Origin of the sequence: Novosphingobium clariflavum (assembly GCF_026420865.1) — a bacterium.
Lineage (GTDB): Bacteria > Pseudomonadota > Alphaproteobacteria > Sphingomonadales > Sphingomonadaceae > Novosphingobium > Novosphingobium clariflavum.
Genome location: NZ_JAPCWC010000013.1, coordinates 1 through 17,802, shown reverse-complemented (window position 1 = coordinate 17,802; position 17,802 = coordinate 1). Strand labels below are relative to the sequence as shown.

At 67.6% G+C, this 17,802-nt stretch carries 17 protein-coding genes; 6 read left to right on the top strand and 11 right to left on the bottom strand.

Features of this window, described 5'->3' with window-relative positions; all coding sequences use genetic code 11:
- Positions 1-13: 13 nt before the first annotated feature.
- Positions 14-1,471: an IMP dehydrogenase gene (gene guaB, locus OKA11_RS15685; protein ID WP_267221964.1), complete on the bottom strand. Its 1,458-nt coding sequence runs from the start codon at positions 1,469-1,471 to the stop codon at positions 14-16.
- 74 nt (positions 1,472-1,545) lie between these two features.
- Positions 1,546-3,153, bottom strand: coding sequence for a M28 family peptidase (locus OKA11_RS15680; RefSeq protein ID WP_267221962.1), 1,608 nt, complete (start codon positions 3,151-3,153; stop codon positions 1,546-1,548).
- A gap of 274 nt (positions 3,154-3,427) precedes the next feature.
- Here OKA11_RS15680 and ypfJ point away from each other — a divergent pair, with 274 nt between their 5' ends.
- Positions 3,428-4,300, top strand: a complete 873-nt coding sequence (ypfJ, locus tag OKA11_RS15675) for a KPN_02809 family neutral zinc metallopeptidase (RefSeq protein ID WP_267221960.1) — start codon at positions 3,428-3,430, stop codon at positions 4,298-4,300.
- Between the two features lie 104 nt (positions 4,301-4,404).
- Positions 4,405-5,052 (top strand): hypothetical protein, encoded by a 648-nt coding sequence (locus tag OKA11_RS15670; RefSeq protein WP_267221959.1) that lies wholly within the window; start codon positions 4,405-4,407, stop codon positions 5,050-5,052.
- A gap of 95 nt (positions 5,053-5,147) precedes the next feature.
- Here OKA11_RS15670 and OKA11_RS15665 read toward each other — a convergent pair whose 3' ends face one another.
- From OKA11_RS15665 to sdhC, 7 genes are all read right to left on the bottom strand, one after another.
- On the bottom strand, positions 5,148-6,917 hold the full coding sequence (locus OKA11_RS15665; RefSeq protein WP_267221957.1) for a M56 family metallopeptidase: 1,770 nt from the start codon (positions 6,915-6,917) through the stop codon (positions 5,148-5,150).
- A 14-nt stretch (positions 6,918-6,931) separates the two neighbouring features.
- Positions 6,932-7,327: a BlaI/MecI/CopY family transcriptional regulator gene (locus tag OKA11_RS15660; protein WP_142632713.1), complete on the bottom strand. Its 396-nt coding sequence runs from the start codon at positions 7,325-7,327 to the stop codon at positions 6,932-6,934.
- A gap of 64 nt (positions 7,328-7,391) precedes the next feature.
- The gene (locus tag OKA11_RS15655; RefSeq protein ID WP_267221955.1) at positions 7,392-7,823 is read right to left on the bottom strand and encodes a YidH family protein; all 432 of its coding nucleotides are present in this window, start codon (positions 7,821-7,823) and stop codon (positions 7,392-7,394) included.
- 24 nt (positions 7,824-7,847) lie between these two features.
- Positions 7,848-8,438, bottom strand: a complete 591-nt coding sequence (locus OKA11_RS15650; protein ID WP_267221952.1) for an HdeD family acid-resistance protein — start codon at positions 8,436-8,438, stop codon at positions 7,848-7,850.
- Positions 8,439-8,618: 180 nt separating this feature from the next.
- Positions 8,619-10,427 (bottom strand): succinate dehydrogenase flavoprotein subunit, encoded by a 1,809-nt coding sequence (gene sdhA / locus OKA11_RS15645; protein WP_267221950.1) that lies wholly within the window; start codon positions 10,425-10,427, stop codon positions 8,619-8,621.
- A complete protein-coding gene (sdhD, locus tag OKA11_RS15640; protein ID WP_267221948.1) occupies positions 10,427-10,813 on the bottom strand; it encodes a succinate dehydrogenase, hydrophobic membrane anchor protein in 387 nt (128 codons plus the stop codon). The genes sdhA and sdhD overlap by 1 nt, the downstream gene beginning before the upstream one ends.
- 12 nt (positions 10,814-10,825) lie before the next feature.
- Positions 10,826-11,221, bottom strand: a complete 396-nt coding sequence (gene sdhC / locus OKA11_RS15635) for a succinate dehydrogenase, cytochrome b556 subunit (protein WP_142632708.1) — start codon at positions 11,219-11,221, stop codon at positions 10,826-10,828.
- A 200-nt stretch (positions 11,222-11,421) separates the two neighbouring features.
- Here sdhC and bla point away from each other — a divergent pair, with 200 nt between their 5' ends.
- Together bla and OKA11_RS15625 are read left to right on the top strand one after the other, a co-directional pair.
- Positions 11,422-12,381, top strand: coding sequence for a subclass B3 metallo-beta-lactamase (bla, locus tag OKA11_RS15630; RefSeq protein WP_267221945.1), 960 nt, complete (start codon positions 11,422-11,424; stop codon positions 12,379-12,381).
- On the top strand, positions 12,378-13,286 hold the full coding sequence (locus OKA11_RS15625) for a 50S ribosomal protein L11 methyltransferase (RefSeq protein WP_267221943.1): 909 nt from the start codon (positions 12,378-12,380) through the stop codon (positions 13,284-13,286). Before bla ends, OKA11_RS15625 begins: the two co-directional genes overlap by 4 nt.
- Before the next feature lie 40 nt (positions 13,287-13,326).
- On the opposite strand, the gene OKA11_RS15620 is transcribed toward OKA11_RS15625, so the two are convergent.
- Positions 13,327-13,602 carry a PilZ domain-containing protein gene (locus OKA11_RS15620; RefSeq protein ID WP_267221941.1) on the bottom strand — a complete coding sequence of 92 codons (276 nt, stop codon included), beginning with the start codon at positions 13,600-13,602 and terminating at the stop codon, positions 13,327-13,329.
- A gap of 233 nt (positions 13,603-13,835) precedes the next feature.
- Here OKA11_RS15620 and sciP point away from each other — a divergent pair, with 233 nt between their 5' ends.
- On the top strand, positions 13,836-14,138 hold the full coding sequence (sciP, locus tag OKA11_RS15615; RefSeq protein WP_142632705.1) for a CtrA inhibitor SciP: 303 nt from the start codon (positions 13,836-13,838) through the stop codon (positions 14,136-14,138).
- A 106-nt stretch (positions 14,139-14,244) separates the two neighbouring features.
- Here sciP and ligA read toward each other — a convergent pair whose 3' ends face one another.
- Entirely contained in the window at positions 14,245-16,404 is a 2,160-nt protein-coding gene (gene ligA / locus OKA11_RS15610) for an NAD-dependent DNA ligase LigA (RefSeq protein WP_267221938.1), read from the bottom strand.
- Positions 16,405-16,616: 212 nt separating this feature from the next.
- Here ligA and OKA11_RS15605 point away from each other — a divergent pair, with 212 nt between their 5' ends.
- Positions 16,617-17,441 carry a hypothetical protein gene (locus OKA11_RS15605; protein ID WP_267221936.1) on the top strand — a complete coding sequence of 275 codons (825 nt, stop codon included), beginning with the start codon at positions 16,617-16,619 and terminating at the stop codon, positions 17,439-17,441.
- The last annotated feature ends 361 nt before the right edge of the window (positions 17,442-17,802 follow it).

The window sequence follows — 17,802 nt, the reverse complement described above, 5'->3', positions numbered from 1 at the left end:
CAGCTCGCTGAAATCAGCGCGTCGGGTAGTTCGGCGCCTCGCGCGTGATGGTCACGTCATGGACGTGGCTCTCGCGCAGGCCGGCATTGGTGATGCGCACGAACTGGGCGTTCTTGCGCAGGTCGTCGACCGTGGCCGAGCCGGTGTAGCCCATGGCCGCCTTGATGCCGCCGACCAGCTGGTGGATGACGTCCTTGGCCGGGCCCTTGTAGGCGACCTGGCCTTCGATGCCTTCGGGAACCAGCTTCATCTGGTCCTTGATGTCGCCCTGGAAGTAGCGGTCGGCCGAACCACGGCCCATCGCGCCCACCGAACCCATGCCGCGGTACGACTTGTAGGCGCGGCCCTGGTAGAGGAAGGTCTCGCCCGGCGCTTCCTCGGTGCCCGCCAGCATCGAGCCGACCATGATGGTCGATGCGCCGGCGGCGAGCGCCTTGGCGGCGTCACCCGACGTGCGCAGACCGCCGTCGGCGATCACCGGCACGCCCGACTTGTCGGCCTCTTCGGCGGCATCCATGATCGCGGTCAGCTGCGGCACGCCGACACCGGCGACGATGCGCGTGGTGCAGATCGAGCCCGGGCCGATGCCGACCTTGACGCAGTCCGCACCGGCGTCGATCAGCGCCCGCGCCGCTTCGGCGGTGGCGATGTTGCCGGCGATGACCTGGGCCGAGTTCGACAGCTTCTTCACGCGCTCGACCGCGAGCGCCACGTCCTTGTTATGGCCGTGGGCGGTGTCGATGACGACGACGTCGCACTCGGCCGCCAGCAGCGCCTCGGTGCGGGCAAAGCCCTTGTCGCCCACGGTGGTCGCCGCGGCGACGCGCAGGCGGCCGGCGGCGTCCTTGGTGGCGTCGGGGTACGTGACGGCCTTCTCGATGTCCTTGACGGTGATGAGGCCGACGCAGCGGAAATCGTTATCGACCACCAGCAGCTTTTCGATCCGGCGGGCGTGCAGCAGGCGGCGCGCTTCTTCCTGGTCGACGCCCAGCTTCACGGTGGCGAGGTTCTCGTGCGTCATCAGTTCACGCACCGGCTGGGCCGGGTTGGCGGCGAAACGCACGTCGCGGTTGGTGAGGATGCCGACCAGCTTGCCCGAAGCCTCGACCACGGGAATGCCGCTGATCTTGTTGGCGAGCATGATCGCCTGCGCTTCCCCCAGCGTGGCGTCGGGCGTGATCGTGATCGGGTTGACGACCATGCCGCTCTCGAAGCGCTTCACGGCGCGGACGGCGGCGCACTGTTCCTCGATGGTGAGGTTGCGGTGGAGCACGCCGATACCGCCGAGCTGGGCCATGACGATCGCCATGTCGGCTTCCGTCACGGTGTCCATGGCCGAGGAGATGACCGGAATGTTGAGGCAGATGTCGCGCGTCAGGCGCGTGCGGGTGTCGGCCTGGGTGGGGACGATGTCGGACTTTGCAGGACGCAGAAGTACGTCATCGAAAGTAAGTCCGAGGGGAATGTCCATGTGCGCCACCATTGTCGTGTCAGGGGAGAATCGTGGCGGCCCATGTAATCAAGTGGGGCCGATAGTGCTAGGCCTCATTTTATCGCCGGCGAGACGGCCGGCGGCGGGGTCGCGGGCAGCGGCGGCGCCGCCTTCTGCGGCGCGGCGCCCCCGTTCGCGCCGCCATCGGCGGGAACCCGCCTGAGATCGCCGTACCAGCGCCCCAGCGCCGAGAGCAGCTTCACGTCGTCCGCCGCGCCGCCCAGTTCGATGGGATGGGACATGTGCTGCAGGTCGTCGCTCGGCCGGTGATAGTCGCCCTCGAAAAAGGCGCGCATGCGGGGCATGTCGCCATAGGCCGTAGAGACCAGCACGGCGGGAATATCGTGCTGCATCAAGGCCCAGCCGTCCTGGCGGCGAACATAGTCGTTGCCTTCCTCGGTGGCGGAAATCTTGAGCTTCTCGGCCCTGGCGACCTGGGTGATGGTGGCATCGAGCCCGGTCATGCCGCGCCCGACGATGGCAAACGGGGTGCCGCGCGGGGCAATGGCGTTGGAATCGATGTTGAAGGCGGCAACGATCTGGCGCAGCGGCAGCGGCGGGTTCTCGGCAAAGGCATGGGCGCCGAGCAGGCCCAGTTCCTCGCCGGTGGTGGCGAGGAAATAGACGTCGCGGTCGAGCTGGGCCCCGCGCGTGAGGCGGCGCGCCACTTCGGTCAGCGTCGCGACCCCGCTGGCATTGTCGATCGCGCCGTTGCAGATCACGTCGGTGGCCGGCGGCGCGGCGCAATCGCCGAAATGGTCCCAATGGGCAAGGAACAGCACCGCGCCCGCCTCGGGATGACGCCCCGGCAGCTTGCCGATGAGGTTGTGGGTGCGGATCGTCGTCTCGCGCGTGGTGGCTTCCAGCGAGGCGGTGAGATCGAGCGGGACCGGCGCGAAATCGGCACTGCCTGCCAACGTCTCCAGCCCCGGCAGGCTCTGCGAGGTGCCCTTGAGCAGCATCGCCATGGCATCGCGGGTGATGAAGGCCTCGAGATCGCCGCCCACGGCATCGTCGGACAGGGCATAGCCCGAGCGCTTGCGCCGCGCCGCCACGTCGTCGAGGCTGCGCGCGCCGTCGAGCACGGTGAGCACCGCCGAGGCGCCCATCGCCAGCAGCTGGTTCTGGCGCTGGCTGTCGGGCGTGTCGCCGTCAAGGACAACGGCGATGCGGCCCGCCAGTTCGGTGCGCGAATAGTCGCGCCCGCGCCCCTTGCCGACAAACAGCAGCGGCACGTTGCGCACCAGGCTGCGCTTGCCCGAAGTCAGCACCAGCACGCCGTTCGGCGACAGCACGGTGCGCCAGCCCTTGCGCTGGAACTGCGCGGACGAGGCGGCCGGATCGCGCGCCACCAGGGTGACCGGCGCGAACCACTCGTGCCCCGGATCGTTGGTGCCCGAGGTCAGCCCCATGTCGAACCACTGCTTGCCGAGATAGCGCAGCGTCTTCGCCTCACCCTCGGTGCCCGGCTCGCGCCCGTCGAAATCGTCGCTGGCAAGGATGGCGATCTGCGCGCGCAGGCGGGCGATGATGTCCTGATCCGCGCGTGAGGAAGCCGACTGGGCATTGCCCGACCACATCAGGACGGTCCCCAGAGCCAACGCTCCGGCGACACCGATCGTGGCCGCGCGGGCCCTGCTCGCCTTCAAACCCCTGTTCATCGTGCCGCAGCCTATAAGGCGGAAATTCCCGCGCGGTTAGAAAATCTCGCTGCGAGACCCGCGGCAACGGCGCTTTTTCGCGAATCCGTGCTGCAAGAACCACAAACCGGCGCTGCCTTAAGTCTTTTCGATTGAACAGCAGCATAACGGACGCATAGGCTGGAACTAAGAGCGTGATCGTAAATTCGTGAAAAGACGGATTTCGTTTCGCGACCGGCCCGCTCCCGAGCGGCGGTTTCGGCTCTGATACCCGGTTTGCACGAAAGGGACACGGATGCGGCTAGACGATTTCAACCCCGACGATATCCGCGTCTCGCAGGGCGGCAGCCGCTTTCCCGGCGGCGGCGGCGGCAAGCTGGGCTGCGGCACGCTGGTCATCCTGCTGATCGGCATGTTCGTGTTCGGCATCGACCCGCAGCAGATGCTCGGCACGATCGAGAACGTCCAGCAGCAGGTGCCCGAGCAGAACACCTCGGACCAGACCGGCCCGATGCAGAACCCGCAGCAGATCTGCGGCCAGAACGCCTATGCCACCGAGGCGTGCAATGCGCTCAGTTCGCTGAACCAGACCTGGGAGCCGTTGTTCCGGCAGGCCAACGTGCCCTTCCAGCAGCCCGAACTGCACTTCTACAACGGCAGCGACCGCTCCGGCTGCGGCGCCGCGCAGGCGGCCATGGGGCCGTTCTACTGCCCCGCCGACCAGGGCATCTACATCGACACCAGCTTCTACGACGAGATGGACCACAAGCTCGGCGCCAAGGGCGATTTCGCGCGCTACTATGTGGTCGCCCATGAATATGGGCATCATATCCAGCACTTGCTCGGGCTCGACGGCAAAGTGCGCCGCGCCCAGCAGCAGAGCCCGTCCCAGGCCAACGCCCTGCAGGTCCGCATGGAACTGCAGGCGGACTGCTATGCCGGGGTCTGGGCAGGCAAGAACAAGGACCGCATCGAGCCCGGCGACATGGAGGAAGGCATGACCGCCGCCAGCGCCATCGGTGACGATACCTTGATGAAGAATGCCGGCCAGCGGGTCAGCCCGGAAAGCTTCACCCACGGTTCGAGCCAGCAGCGCATGCATTGGCTGAAACAAGGTCTCGAAAGTGGGAACGAGGACGCCTGCGATACGTTCAAGACCATGGAATGATCCAATAATTATGGGCGGGTGCGACCGTTCCCGATGCCAGACGCAGCGCGCTCGCGCGCGGCGTCGCCGGGCAGCCGCACCCTTCCCGCCGACAGGAGAAGACCATGCGTCACGCCTGCAACGCCGCTGCCCCCACCCTCAAAACCTCTGCCCTCGCTGCCGCCGCCTGCGCCGCCCTGCTCGTGGCCGGCCCCGCGGCGGCGCGGCAGCGCCCGATCACCGACACCACCCCCGACGCGGTTGACGTCGCCAAGACCCCGGTGACCGACCTCAACCTCGACAAGAAGGACATCCCGCCGGTACTGGTCGCCGCGATCGACGAGCCCTACACGCTCAAAGGGCTGAAAAGCTGCAACCAGTACGCCTCGGCGGTCCGCGAACTCGACGATGTGCTTGGCGACGATGTCGACCTGCCCGCCGCGAGCCGCGACGGGGTCAATGCCGGCCGCGTCGCCAAGTGGGCGGTCAGTACCTTCATCCCCTTTCGCGGCCTGATCCGCGAGATTTCCGGGGCCAGCGCGCATGACCGCGCGGTGCTGGCAGCGGTGCGCGCTGGCTATGCCCGGCGCTCGTTCCTCAAGGGCATGGGCCATGCCAAGGGCTGCAAGTATCCCGCCTCCCCGGCAACCCCTGCCATCTTCCAGACCCGCCTGAACGAGATCCAGGCCGAGAAGGACAAGAAGGCCGACGACGACAAGAAGGCAGCGGAAACCGGGGCTGCGGACGACAGGAAGGCCGGCGCCGGCCAATGACCGAGCGCCCCTGAGAACGGCAAGAGAAACGGGGAGGAAAGCCGCGCCTTCCTCCCCGTTTTCCATCCACACCGCCACCAGCCGACGGCGTGCGATCAATCGTCCTGCGAGGCGGCTTCCTCGGCCCGTTCGCGGGCGAGATCGGCGCGGGCGCGCACCATTTCGGCGTCAAGCTGCGCCATCACCTCCCGGCGCACGTCCGCCGAGAGATGGCGGTTTGCCGCAACCGCACTGCGGGCCGAGGCGATCGCCTTGGCAGCCACGTCCATCGCCTGCGCCGGGGCGCCGGTGCAGATCACCGAGACTTCGGACGTGCCGCCCCGGCTCGAGCGGGTCTCGCTGCGGCGGCTGTCGGCCGGACAGCGGCTGTCGAGCGTCATTTCCCTCTCGACGCGGCCGCGGCCATCCTTGTCCTTGCGCACGATGCGGATGGTCTGGACCTTGCCGTCGGCGGAAACCGTCTCGCGCACTTCGGGCACGCCGCGCATGGCCTGCATGACCGCGGCATCGACGTGACGGGCAATGCCGGCGCCAAAGTCCGCCCAGTCACCCGCTTCCGGCGGGGCCGGCGGCGCGGGCGGTACCGGGGGCATGGGCGCGGCGGCAGCCCAAGGGGCCCAAGGCGCGGGGGCGGCGGCGGGCGCCGCATAAGCGGCATGCGGACCTGCTGGCGGGACAGCGGAAGCCTCGGGCGCGTCAGGCGCCGCTTCGGGAGCGTCGGGATCGACCGCACGGATCGCGGCGGCGGCGGGGGGCGCCGGGACAGCCGGAGCGGCAGGCGCCGGCGCGGCTTCGGGCGCCTCGGGGGCCGCCTCGGGCGCTTCCATCGCGGCATAAGTCACGGTCGCGGTGAACGGCACCGAGACGATGGCGAGTGCAAAGAGACCGCGCGCAGCAACCGTGCGGGCAGGCGAGACGTCCGTCTGCGCCAGCGCCTTGAGGCGCAGGATGATCGGCTTCTCGCCCGCCAGAGCGCCCGCGATCGGTGCCGCCAGCGTGAGGCGGCTGCCTGCCGCGAAGCTGGCGATGAGGCGGCCGTAGCGCGCCCGCATCTCGCGCCCGCAGCCGGCCATGACCCGCGCGTCGCAGGCCGCTTCCTGATCGGCGCGCAGCGCCCGCCAGGCCGCCCAGCCGAGCGGATTGAACCAGTGCAGCGCGAACAGCGGCTGCAGGGCCATGATCGCCAGCAGGTCGTTGCCCGCGTGGTGCTGGAGTTCGTGGGCGATCGCAAAGTCCGAGGCCTCGGAGTCCGCCGAAGCCAGGAACCCGCGCGGCAGCGCCACCACCTTGTCGAACACCCCGAAGGCAAGCGGTGCGCTGGCCGCCGGGCTTTCGACGATGCGGATGTCCCCGGAACGCGCGACAACCCGCGCCTCGGCAAGGATTTCCCGGCGCATCCGCTGGTAGTTCCAGATCCGCGAGGCGAGAAAACAGAGCGCCCCGCCAAGCCAGATCGCCAGCAGCAGCGCGCCCCAGGGCAGATGCGCCAGCAGGCCCGGATCGGCAGCGGCAAGGTCCGGCGCCATCGTCGGCAGCGCCAGCGATGCCGCCTGCGGCTCGGCCAGCGATACCGCCTGCGGCTGGGCCAGCGACAACCCCTGCGGCGGAACCTGCAAGGCGGCGCCGACAACCGGCGGCAGCGCCGGCCCGTCGGCCGCGGTGATCGGCTCGACGGCGACGGAGAACTTCGGCAGCAGCCCGCGCGGCAGCGCCAGCGGCGGCAAGACCAGCCGGATCATCGGCAGCGCCCAGAGCGCATAGGCGGCAGCCGGGCCGAACCAGCGCGCCGCCGGGCGGCGGACGATCAGGATCAGCGCCATCAGCAGCGCGGTCATTGCAAGCGTATCGGTCAGCCACTCGATCATGACGTCAGCTCCCCTCACTTGAGCGCTTTGAGCAGGGCCTCGATTTCCGCGATGTCATCTTCGCTCAGCGCATCGGCCTCGGCAAGATGGGCGAAAAGCGGTGCGGCGCGGCCGCCGAACAGGCGGTCGACCAGGCGGCGGCTTTCGGTGCCGACATAGGCCTCGCGGGCGATGCGCGGCGAATAGAGGAAACGCTTGCCATCGGGCTCGGTGGCGACCGCCTGCTTGGCGACCAGCCGCGAGAGCAGCGTCTTCACCGTCGCCAGGCTCCAGCCGCGCGGTGCGCAGACCTGCTCGCAGACTTCGGTGGCGGTGAGCGGGCTGCGCTGCCACAGCGCCTCCATCACCGCATGTTCCGCTTCCGAGATCCGTTCCGGCGTGTCGGGCTCTTCGGCCACGTCGTCCTCCATCGTTTACACACGTAATCGACTACGTTTGTAAACATGAACGCCAGATGAATGGATACCCTTCCCCTCAGGACTTGCCCGTCAGGATCCCGATCATCACCGCTGCGCCCAGCAGGATCAGAAAGCCGTTGAAGGTGACCAGCAGCGAACCCGGCAGACGCGGCGTATCCGTTTCCGGCGGGGCCAGCACCGGCCGCAACTGGCGCCAGATCCCCGCCACGAAGCAGAACTCGGCAAACAGCAGCAGCATCATGGTAGTGGTCATGACCAGCCACTCGGCCACCAGCCCCTGCAGCAGCGCCCGCGCTCCGATCCCCGAGGCCAGCGCGCCGAGCCCCGTGCGCACCCAGGCCGCATAAGTCCGCTCGGCGGCGAGAATGGTGCGGTCGGCGGCAAGAACGGTGCGCCGGTCGGCGGTGTCGGTCTGCCTGGCGACGTTGCCGGCGATTTCGCCCGCCAGTTCGTCCGCGCTTTCCCCCTGGCCGGATTTCTCATCCATCGCAGGTCTCCCGTGCGGCGCGGATCAGCCCGCCAGCTTGCCCAGTTTACGAAGCCCGAAGGCGACCGCAATCATGAACACGCCGCGCATGAAAAAGCTGATGGCGACCATGATGGCGAGGAAACCGATGGCGGTCGGCACGCTCGACACCAGCAGCAGCGCGCCCAGCACCAGGTCGAGCACGCCGAGGAACAGGCGCCAGCCCTTGTCGTGCCGGGCCTTGAGGGCAAAGGCGATCTCGAACCCGCCGGAGATCAGCAGCCAGGCGCCGATCGCCCAGACCAGCGTGATCGCGCCGGCCACCGGGTTGAACAGCACGTAGAGCCCTGCCAGCAGGCCGATCGCGCCGAGCAGGATCTCGGTCCAGCGCGCGCGCGTGGACAGCGAATGGATGCCCGCCGCAATCGCGGCGACGCCGTAGACGCACAGGACAAAGCCGATCAGCAGGCCGGTCGTGAAGCTCGCCACCAGAGGAGTGGCGATCACCACCACCGCCACCGCGATCAGCAGCAGGCCATAGGCGAGTACCCAGCCCCAGCCGAGCGGCGGCGAGCCGAGATAGGGAGGGGCAAGCGGATCGGTGAAGGCACTCGGGTCGGTCTGTGAGGTCGTCATGCAATCGACTCCTGTTCCCGCGCGATAATCCCTAAGTAATGCGACGGGTTGGTTTCGGTTGCAATGCAAATACTTGAATCGATGCGGCGCCCGCCTACTGTTTCGGAACCCGAAAAAGCAAAAGGCGGCGCTCCGTTTCCGGAGCGCCGCCTGTTTGTCTTGCCGATACCGGCGCGAGGATCAGTACACGCGGGCCTTGGGCTTGATGTACTGGACGTCGTCGGTCAGCGTGTATTCGTGGACCGGGCGGTAGTCGAGACGGACTTCGCCGCCCTTGCCGCCCCAGCCGTTGAACCAGCCCACGGTGTGCTTCATCCAGTTCGCATCGTCGCGGTTCGGGAAGTCCTCGTGCGCATGGGCGCCGCGGCTTTCCTTGCGCGCCTGGGCGCCGTGCAGCGTGACCGAGGCCTGCGAGATCAGGTTGTCGAGTTCCATCGTCTCGACCAGATCCGAGTTCCAGATCAGGCCGCGATCGGTGACCTTGACGTCCTGGAAGCGCTCGTAAGTCTTGGCGAGCTTTTCCTTGCCTTCGACCATGAGTTCATCGGTGCGGAACACGGCGGCGTGAGCCGACATGGTGCGCTGCATCTCGGTGCGGACTTCGGCCGTCGGCGTGCTGCCGTTGGCGTTGCGGAAGTGGTCGAGACGGGTCAGCGCGAGGTCGGCCGAATCCTTCGGCAGTTCCTGCTGCGCCGCGCCCGGCTTGACGATTTCCTTGAGGCGGTGGCCGGTGGCACGGCCGAACACCACGAGGTCGATCAGCGAGTTCGAACCCAGGCGGTTGGCGCCGTGGACCGAGACGCAGGCCGCCTCGCCCACCGCGAACAGGCCCGGCACCACGGTGTCCGGATTGCCGTCCGCGCCGATGGTGACGACTTCGCCGTGGTAGTTACAGGGAATGCCGCCCATGTTGTAGTGGACGGTCGGGACGACCGGCAGCGGCTGGCGGGTAAGGTCCACGCCTGCGAAGATCTTGCCGCTCTCGGTGATGCCCGGCAGACGCTCGCCCAGCACCTTGGGATCGATGTGATCGAGGTGCAGGTAGATGTGGTCCTTGTGCGGGCCGACGCCGCGGCCTTCGCGGATTTCCAGCGCCATCGAGCGCGAGACGACGTCGCGCGAGGCGAGGTCCTTCGCGGAAGGTGCATAGCGCTCCATGAAGCGCTCACCCTCGGAGTTGGTGAGGTAGCCGCCCTCGCCGCGCGCGCCTTCGGTGATCAGCACGCCCGCGCCGTAGATGCCGGTGGGGTGGAACTGCACGAATTCCATGTCCTGCAGGGGCAGGCCGGCGCGCAGGACCATGCCGCCGCCGTCGCCGGTGCAGGTATGGGCCGAAGTGGCGGTGAAGTAGCTGCGGCCGTAGCCGCCGGTGGCGAGCACCACGGCCTGCGAACGGAAGCGGTGGATCGAACCGTCGTCCATGCACAGCGCGATCACGCCGACGCACTTGCCGCCGTCCATGATCAGGTCGATCGCGAAGTATTCGATAAAGAAGTCCGCGTCGTACTTCAGCGACTGCTGGTAGAGCGCGTGCAGCATGGCGTGGCCGGTACGGTCGGCAGCGGCGCAAGTGCGCTGCACCGGCGGGCCTTCGCCCATGTTCTGCATGTGGCCGCCGAACGGGCGCTGGTAGATCGTGCCGTCGGCGTTGCGGCTGAAGGGCACGCCGGCGTGCTCCAGCTCGTAGACCGCGGCCGGCGCTTCGCGCACCATGTATTCGATGGCGTCCTGGTCGCCCAGCCAGTCCGACCCCTTGACGGTGTCGTACATGTGCCAGGTCCAGTGGTCCGGCGTGTTGTTGCAGAGCGAGGCAGCGATGCCACCCTGTGCCGCCACGGTGTGCGAGCGGGTCGGGAAGACCTTGGTGATGCACGCGGTCTTCAGGCCGGCTTCGGCCGAGCCCATCGTGGCGCGCAGACCCGAGCCACCGGCGCCGACGACGACGGTGTCATAGGTATGGTCGATAATCTTGTAGGCAGGGGCGGACATTATGCGTGTGCTCCCAGCGCGAGGCGGATGACGCAGAAGACGCCGAAGGCGATGCCACCGCAGGCGGCAAGGTTCAGCGCCGCGATGCAGGCGAACTTGTTGGCGTGTTCATGCACGTAGTCCTCGACGAGGACCTGCAGGCCGAGGCGCGCGTGCCAGAACGTGGTGACGACCAGCAGGATCATCGCCACGGCCGGGACCGGACGGGCCAGCCATTCGACGACCGACGCATAAGTCAGGTCCGGCAGCATCACGAAGGAGGCGGCGAGGAAGAGGCCGGTCAGCAGGTTGCCGATGGCGGTGAAGCGCTGCAGCAGCCAGTGATGAACGCCGGTCTTGGCCGAGCCGAGGCCGCGCACGCGGCCGATGGAAGTTCCGTTACCCATGTTTCCCGTCCCTCAGCGAAGCAGCAGGAGCGCCCAGAAGGCGGCAGTGACGACAACACCCATGATCGGGGCGAGGATCGAGAAGGTCTTGTTGGCCTTCAGTTCGAAACCGGCGCCGATATCGAGCACAAAGTGCCTGAGACCGCTCATCATGTGGCTGAAGAAAGCCCAGGAGATGCCCACGAGCACGACATAGCCGAGCGGCGAGGTCATGCACTTGGTGAGCAATGCGTAAGCTTCGGGTCCGCTGGCCAGTGCCCCGAGCCACCACAGCAGCAGGCCGAGGCCGGCAAACGCCATGCCATCGCCCGTCACGCGGTGCAAAATCGAGACGAACATGTGTGGGCCCCAACGCCAAATCTGGAGATGGGGCGAAAGCGGACGGTTCCTGGTGCCGTCTTTGGCCATGGCTCTTTCGAATCCCTTTTGCCTTTGCAGCAGCGTCAAGCTGCCCCTGTCGAGAAGTCCCCTTAGACAAATCACGGCTTGGCGCAAGTTCCGCGAAGCACATCGCAGATGCATCGCACACAAGCGACTCGCCGCCCCGCCGCAAAGGCCAACCCCGGCGCACTGGCCTTGGCGGCCCGCCCGGCCTAAAGCGCAGGTCGATGAATCGCCTTGCCTTCCTTGTGCCCCCCGCGCTCCTGCTCGCGGCCTGTTCCTCCGCGCCCGGCACAGCCGCGCCGTCCGAACGCCCCGCCGAGACCGCTTCGGCGCGACTCGCACCGCAGGCACTGGCGCCCGCCAGGCTCGTCGCGGCCTGCAAGGACCATGACGGCTGGGGCGATCCGGCACCGCCCGCGCGGCTATACGGCAATACCTATTATGTCGGCACTTGCGGCATCAGCGCGATCCTCATCACCGGCAACCGGGGCCACGTGCTGATCGACGGCGGCATTCCCGAAGCGGCGCCGCTGGTGCTCGCCAATATCAGGGCCGCCGGTTTCGATCCGAAGGACGTGCACTGGATCCTCTCCAGCCACGAGCATTTCGACCATGCCGGCGCACTCGCCGCGCTGAGCCGCGCGACCGGCGCGAAAGTGGCCGCCATGCCTGGCGCCGCCGAAGTGCTGGAAAGCGGCAAGGCCGACCCCGCCGACCCGCAGTACGGCGGACTCGATGCCTTCCCCGCCGTCCATGTCGACAAGCGCCTTGCCGACGGCGAGAAACTGACGCTGGGCACTATCACCCTCACCGCCCGCGCCACCCTCGCCCATGCCGCCGGATCGACCAGCTGGACCTGGCAGTCTTGCGGCGATCAGGGCAAGTGTGTGACGATCGCCTACGCCGACAGTGCCAGCGCGATCTCGGCCAAGGGCTACCGCTTCACCGATCACCCCGAGCGCATCGCCGCCGTCCGCCAGGGCTACGCGCGATTCGCCGAGCTTCCCTGCGACCTGCTGGTCACCCCGCATCCCGGCGCGAGCGATCTTTTCGCGCGCCTGGCGGGCACCGCCCCGCTGGTCGATCCCACCGCGTGCCGCACATATGCGGCCGCCGCCACTACCCGCTTCGAGCAGCGCCTTTCCGAAGAGGCCGGCTCGCAAGCGAAGGAGACCCGTTCGTGAGCTGGAAAATCACCGCCTTTGCCCCGCGCTCCGTCATCGAGGGCGCGCTGCTCGCCCATGAGGACGCTTTCGACTGGGATCCCGACATCGTCATTTCCGGCAGCGAGATCGCCGAGGACAAGCCGGACGACTGGCAGCTCGAAGCCTGGCTTGCGCACAAGCCGAAGAAGGCGGACAAGGACGCCCTCGCCGCGCTGTTCGCCGGCGGCGCGCCGAAGTTCACCATCGAGGAATTGCCCGAGACCGACTGGCTGGTCGCCAGCCAGGAAGGCCTCGAACCGATCCGCGCCGGGCGCTTCTACGTGCATACGCCCGAGTATCCGCCGCTCCGCGAGCCGGGCGTGACCGATTTCGTGATCCCCGCCAGCCAGGCCTTCGGCACCGGCCAGCATGCGACCACCGCCGGTTGCCTCGAGATGCTGACCCACATGAAGGCACAGGGCCTTGTCGTGCGCAACCATGCGGACATCGGCACCGGCACCGGCTTGCTGGCCTTTGCAGCGATGACGCTCTGGCCGCGCGCGCTGGCCACCGCCAGCGACATCGACGCCGTCTGCGCCACCGTCGTGACCGACAATGCCGAGGCCAACGGCGTGCCGCTCGGCGCGCGCCAGGGCGAACTGGCGATGACGATCGCCGACGGCATGGAGCACCCGCTACTCGAAGCGCGCGGTCCTTACGACCTCATCATGGCCAACATCCTCGCCGGGCCGCTGGTGAGCCTCGCCCCCCACTTCGCCAAGGCGCTGGCGCCGGGTGGCAGCCTCGTGCTGGCAGGCCTGCTGGAAACCCAGGAAGCCGCCGTGCGCAGCGCCTGCCGCCGCGCCGGCCTGCGCCTCGCCGCCAGGCTGGTGAAGGGCGACTGGTCGATCCTGTGGATGCGCGCGCGCCGCAAGCAGGCATGAACCGGATCCCGCCGCGGGACATTCTCGCGGCGGGCATTTTTCAGACCCGATAGAGCTCCAGCCCCGGACCATGCGGCCCCAGCTTCATGGCCTGCATGAACTCGCCCGCGATCGGCGCGTCGAAGGCAAAACCCACCCGGTCGCCCACCACCCAGCGCACCGTCCCGGTGACGCGGGCAAAGCCCGACATCGCCATGACCAGCCGCAGCCCCTTTTCCAGCAGGCTGCTCTCGATCACGAGCTGGCACCCTTCGGGCGAGATATGGCGGGCCGAAGCCGTGGCAAAAGGGGGAACCGCGTGGACTGCGGGCAACACCAGGACATCTCCCTCGTCGGTCTTGCGTTGATGACCCGATCACTAATTAACAAAGGTAAACGCGCTGTAAATAATTCGTCAACTTTTTCAGCGCGAATTTCCGTACGTATTTCAACGCGGTATCGGATTTACCGAAAAACAAAATTAACCACATAAAACAAGACGGAATTAAGGATTCCAAACAAGAATTGAGCCTCAAGGGGGGCTGGTGACAACAGCTCATGAGGCCAACTATGCTTCGTACCGAAATCGACCGCCCCGCGGTCGTCGTGGGACCCCTGGGTGAAGCTCTCGACCGCAAGGCCCTGCCGCCGCGCGATACCCGACGCTGGGTCGCGCGCCGCAAGGCCGAGGTCGTGGCTGCCGTCAATGGGGGCCTGTTGACGATCGCCGAGGCCTGCGACCGCTACGATCTCACGCTCGAGGAACTCGCCTCGTGGCAGCGCGCCGTGGAGCGCGAAGGAATGGCAGGGCTGCGCGCCACCCGCGTGCAGCACTACCGTCAGGTGCACGAACGCCAGTCCCGCTTCTCCTGAGCGGGCCGGTGCTGCGGCACCATCGCGCCGGGCGAGGCAGGGTGTGTCCCTTCCGGCGTTGACCAATGGGCCCGGCCCGAGAACCGGCGGCTGAAACTGCGACCCCTCAGCCGGCGGCTTCGACGATCCGGGCCCATTCAGCCTCATCGATGACCCTGATGCCGAGGTCGGCCGCCTTCTTCAGCTTCGAGCCCGCCCCCGGCCCGGCAACCAGAATGTCGGTCTTGGCCGAGATCGAGCCCGCCGCCTTGGCGCCCAGCCGTTCGGCCTGCGCCTTGGCCTCGTCGCGGCTCATCGTCTCCAGCTTGCCGGTGAAGACCACGGTCTTGCCCGCGACTTCGCTCTCGACCGTTTCCACCACGTAAGGCGGCGGCGCGACTTCCGAAAGGATGTCCTCCCAGACCGCGCGGTTGTGCTCTTCGTGGAAGAAGTCGCCCAGTGCCTCGACCACCGCCGGGCCGATGCCGTCGATCGAGACCAGTTCGGAATAGGCATCGCTCCCTGCCTGCGCGGCTTCCTCGCCCTGTTTCGCGTGCGCCTGCTCGGCAAGCGCGCGCAGCGCCGGCAGCGTCTCGAACCGCTTCATCAGGTCGCGCGCCGTCACCGCGCCGACGTGGCGGATGCCGAGCCCGAACAGCAGCCGTGCGGCATCGGGTTGGCGCTTGGCTTCCACCGCTGCCAACAGATTATCCACAGACTTGTCCTTCCACCCGTCCAACGCGAGGATCTCCTCGCGCCGCTTTCGGAGACGGAAGATGTCGGCCGGGCTCTCCAGCCAGCCTTTCGCGAAGAACTCGTCGATGGTCTTCTCGCCCAGCCCCTCGATGTCGAGCGCGCCGCGGCTGACGAAGTGCTTCAGGCGCTCGGTCCGCTGCGCCGGGCAGATCAGCCCGCCGGTGCAGCGCACATCGACCTCGCCCTCCTCGGCCACGGCTTCCGAGCCGCACTCGGGACAGTGGTCGGGGAACGGGAAGGCATCGCGCTCCACCTCGCGGGTCAGGTTGTCGACGATCTGCGGGATCACGTCGCCCGCGCGCTGGAGCACCACGGTATCGCCGGGACGCACGCCCAGCCGCCCGATCTCGTCGCGGTTGTGCAAGGTGACGTTGGTGACGGTGACCCCGCCCACCAGCACCGGCTTCAGGCGCCCCACCGGCGTCAGCTTGCCGGTGCGGCCGACCTGGATGTCGATCGATTCCAGCGTGGTTTCCGCCCGTTCCGCCGGGAACTTGTGCGCCAGCCCCCAACGCGGCGCCTTGGCGACGAAGCCGAGCCGCTGCTGCCAGTCGAGCCGGTCGATCTTGTAGACCACCCCGTCGATCTCGAACGGCAGATCGGGCCGCCCGTCGCGGATCGCGCGGTAGGCGGCGAGCATGTCCTCGACCGAGTGGCAGAGCCGGAACTGCGGCGAGACCGGCAGGCCCCAGCTCTCGATACGGCGGATCACCTCATGCTGGCTCGCCCCCGGCACGTGGCTCGCCGCGCCCCAGCCGTGCGCCCAGAAGCGCAGCGGACGCCTGGCGGTGACCGAGGCATCCTTCTGGCGCAGCGACCCGGCAGCGGCATTGCGCGGATTGGCGAACTGGCGGACCTTGCTCTCGTCGAAGGGCTCGCCTTTTTCCTCAGCCAACGCCCGCGCCTCGGCCATCAGCGCCTCGTTGAGCGCGTGGAAAGCAGCCTTCTCCATGTAGACTTCGCCGCGCACCTCGAACACCTCGGGAACGTCGTCGCCCTTCAGGTCCTGCACGATGTCCGCGATATGGGCGACGTTCGCGGTCACGTCCTCGCCAACCTGCCCGTCGCCGCGGGTGGCGGCGCGCACCAGCCTGCCGTGCTCGTAGCGCAGCGAGCAGGACAGGCCATCGATCTTGTCTTCCGCCGTCACCAGCACCGGCTCCTCGGCCGAGAGCGAGAGGAACCGGCGCACGCGGCCGACGAAGTCTTCGACTTCCTCGTCGCTGAAGGCATTGTCGAGGCTCATCATCCGCACCTCGTGCCGCACTTTGCCCAGCGGCGAGGCGGCGACATCGTGGCCGACCTTGTTCGACGGCGAATCGGGTCGGATCAGATGCGGAAAAGCCGCTTCCAGCTGGGCATTGCGGCGCACCAGCGCGTCGTATTCGGCATCCGCGATCTCGGGCGCGTCCTCGGCATGATAGAGCCGGTTGGCGCGGTTGATCTGACGCGCCAGACGCATGAGTTCGTTGGCGGCTTCGGCTTCGCCGGGAAGGTCGGGCTGGGCAAACAGATCGGGTGTCTCGGTCATGGCCCCAGCCTATGCCGCAAGCGCGGCCCGGACGGCAAGGCAGCGCGCGCGGGCGAGCCGGTCCGTCCCCGGGAAAGACGCAGGAGTGCATGCGCGCCCTCAGTAGATATTCCCGAAAAACCACGGGTATGCCCCCGTTGCCGCCATCCCTGCCGCCGCTCATTCTGAAGCGGAACAAGGCTTTGGCCCAGGGAGGCAGGAAAAGTCAGACGATGAAAAGGCAGCTTTCATCCCGGCACGGCCGGCCGGCCGCGCTGGCTGGGGCGGCACTCGCGCTTGCCCTGGCGGCTCCCGCGCTCGCGCAGCAAGAGACGCAGGGGGACAAGCCGGCCCCCGCAGAGCCCGCTACAGCGCCCGATGCTGCCTCCGATGGCGCCCCCGGCACAGCAGTCTCCAGCGAAGCGGCGCCGTCTGCGGAAACCGAAAAGGCCGCCGAGGATCCCACCAAGATCGCCACCAAACTGGGCATTGCCTATGCGGACGAACTCTCCGCCTCCGGCTCGATGGCGATCGGCCCCAAGCTGAAGTTCAACGCAAGGATCGCCCGGTCGGGCCAGTGGTCGCTTGGCGCATCCTATCTGCTGCCGGTTGCCATCGTCACCTTCATGGCCGGCCGGAGCGAGCTCGACACCGGGGTCAAGCAGACCCGCTATTCGCTCGGCGGCTTCGTCCCGCTCAGCCAGCTCGGCCTGAAGACCGGCAAGTGGCTGATCTTTGTCCCGTTCGGCTATACCTACAGCAATAGCCGGCAAGGCGCGGTGACCGACCTCGACCAGCAGGACGGCATTCCCATAACGGTGAGCAGCAGCAGCGGTTATCTCGGCCTGTTCACGATCCGGCCGCTGACCACGCGCCTGACACTGATGGCAGGCGCCAACTATACCCGCGGCACGCACGACTATTCGGGCGTCGCGGCCGGGGGCGGCCTGTCCTACCACCTGACCAAACAGGACACCGCGGCGCTGCGCGGCAGCTACGTGAACAACAGCTTCGGCACCCGGAAGCGCATCGGCATCTCCTATCAGCATGAATTCTAGGCCGTAAACTCGCAAACGGCGCCATCGAGGTTTGAAGCAAAATGGTTCAGCGTGAGGAAGGAAGGCGACGGAATATGTCGATATTTCCAGGCTTCCTGACGCAGCGATGGACCATTTTGCCTCAAACCCCGAAGGGGCGTCGAAATGGCTTCCATCTCGAACCGAACCGGCCTTGGACGGGCAACCAGCCCGCCCGGCGGCCGATTCGGCCCGAGCTGTTCGCCATTTGAACGCCTCGATGGTGCCGTTTGTGAGTTTACGGCCTAGGAATCTCGCCGCCGCTGCAGCACGCCTCATCGCTTGAATGCCAATACAACGCCTTGTTCATCCTGCGTTGAACCGCAGGCTGGAAAGAGCGCCT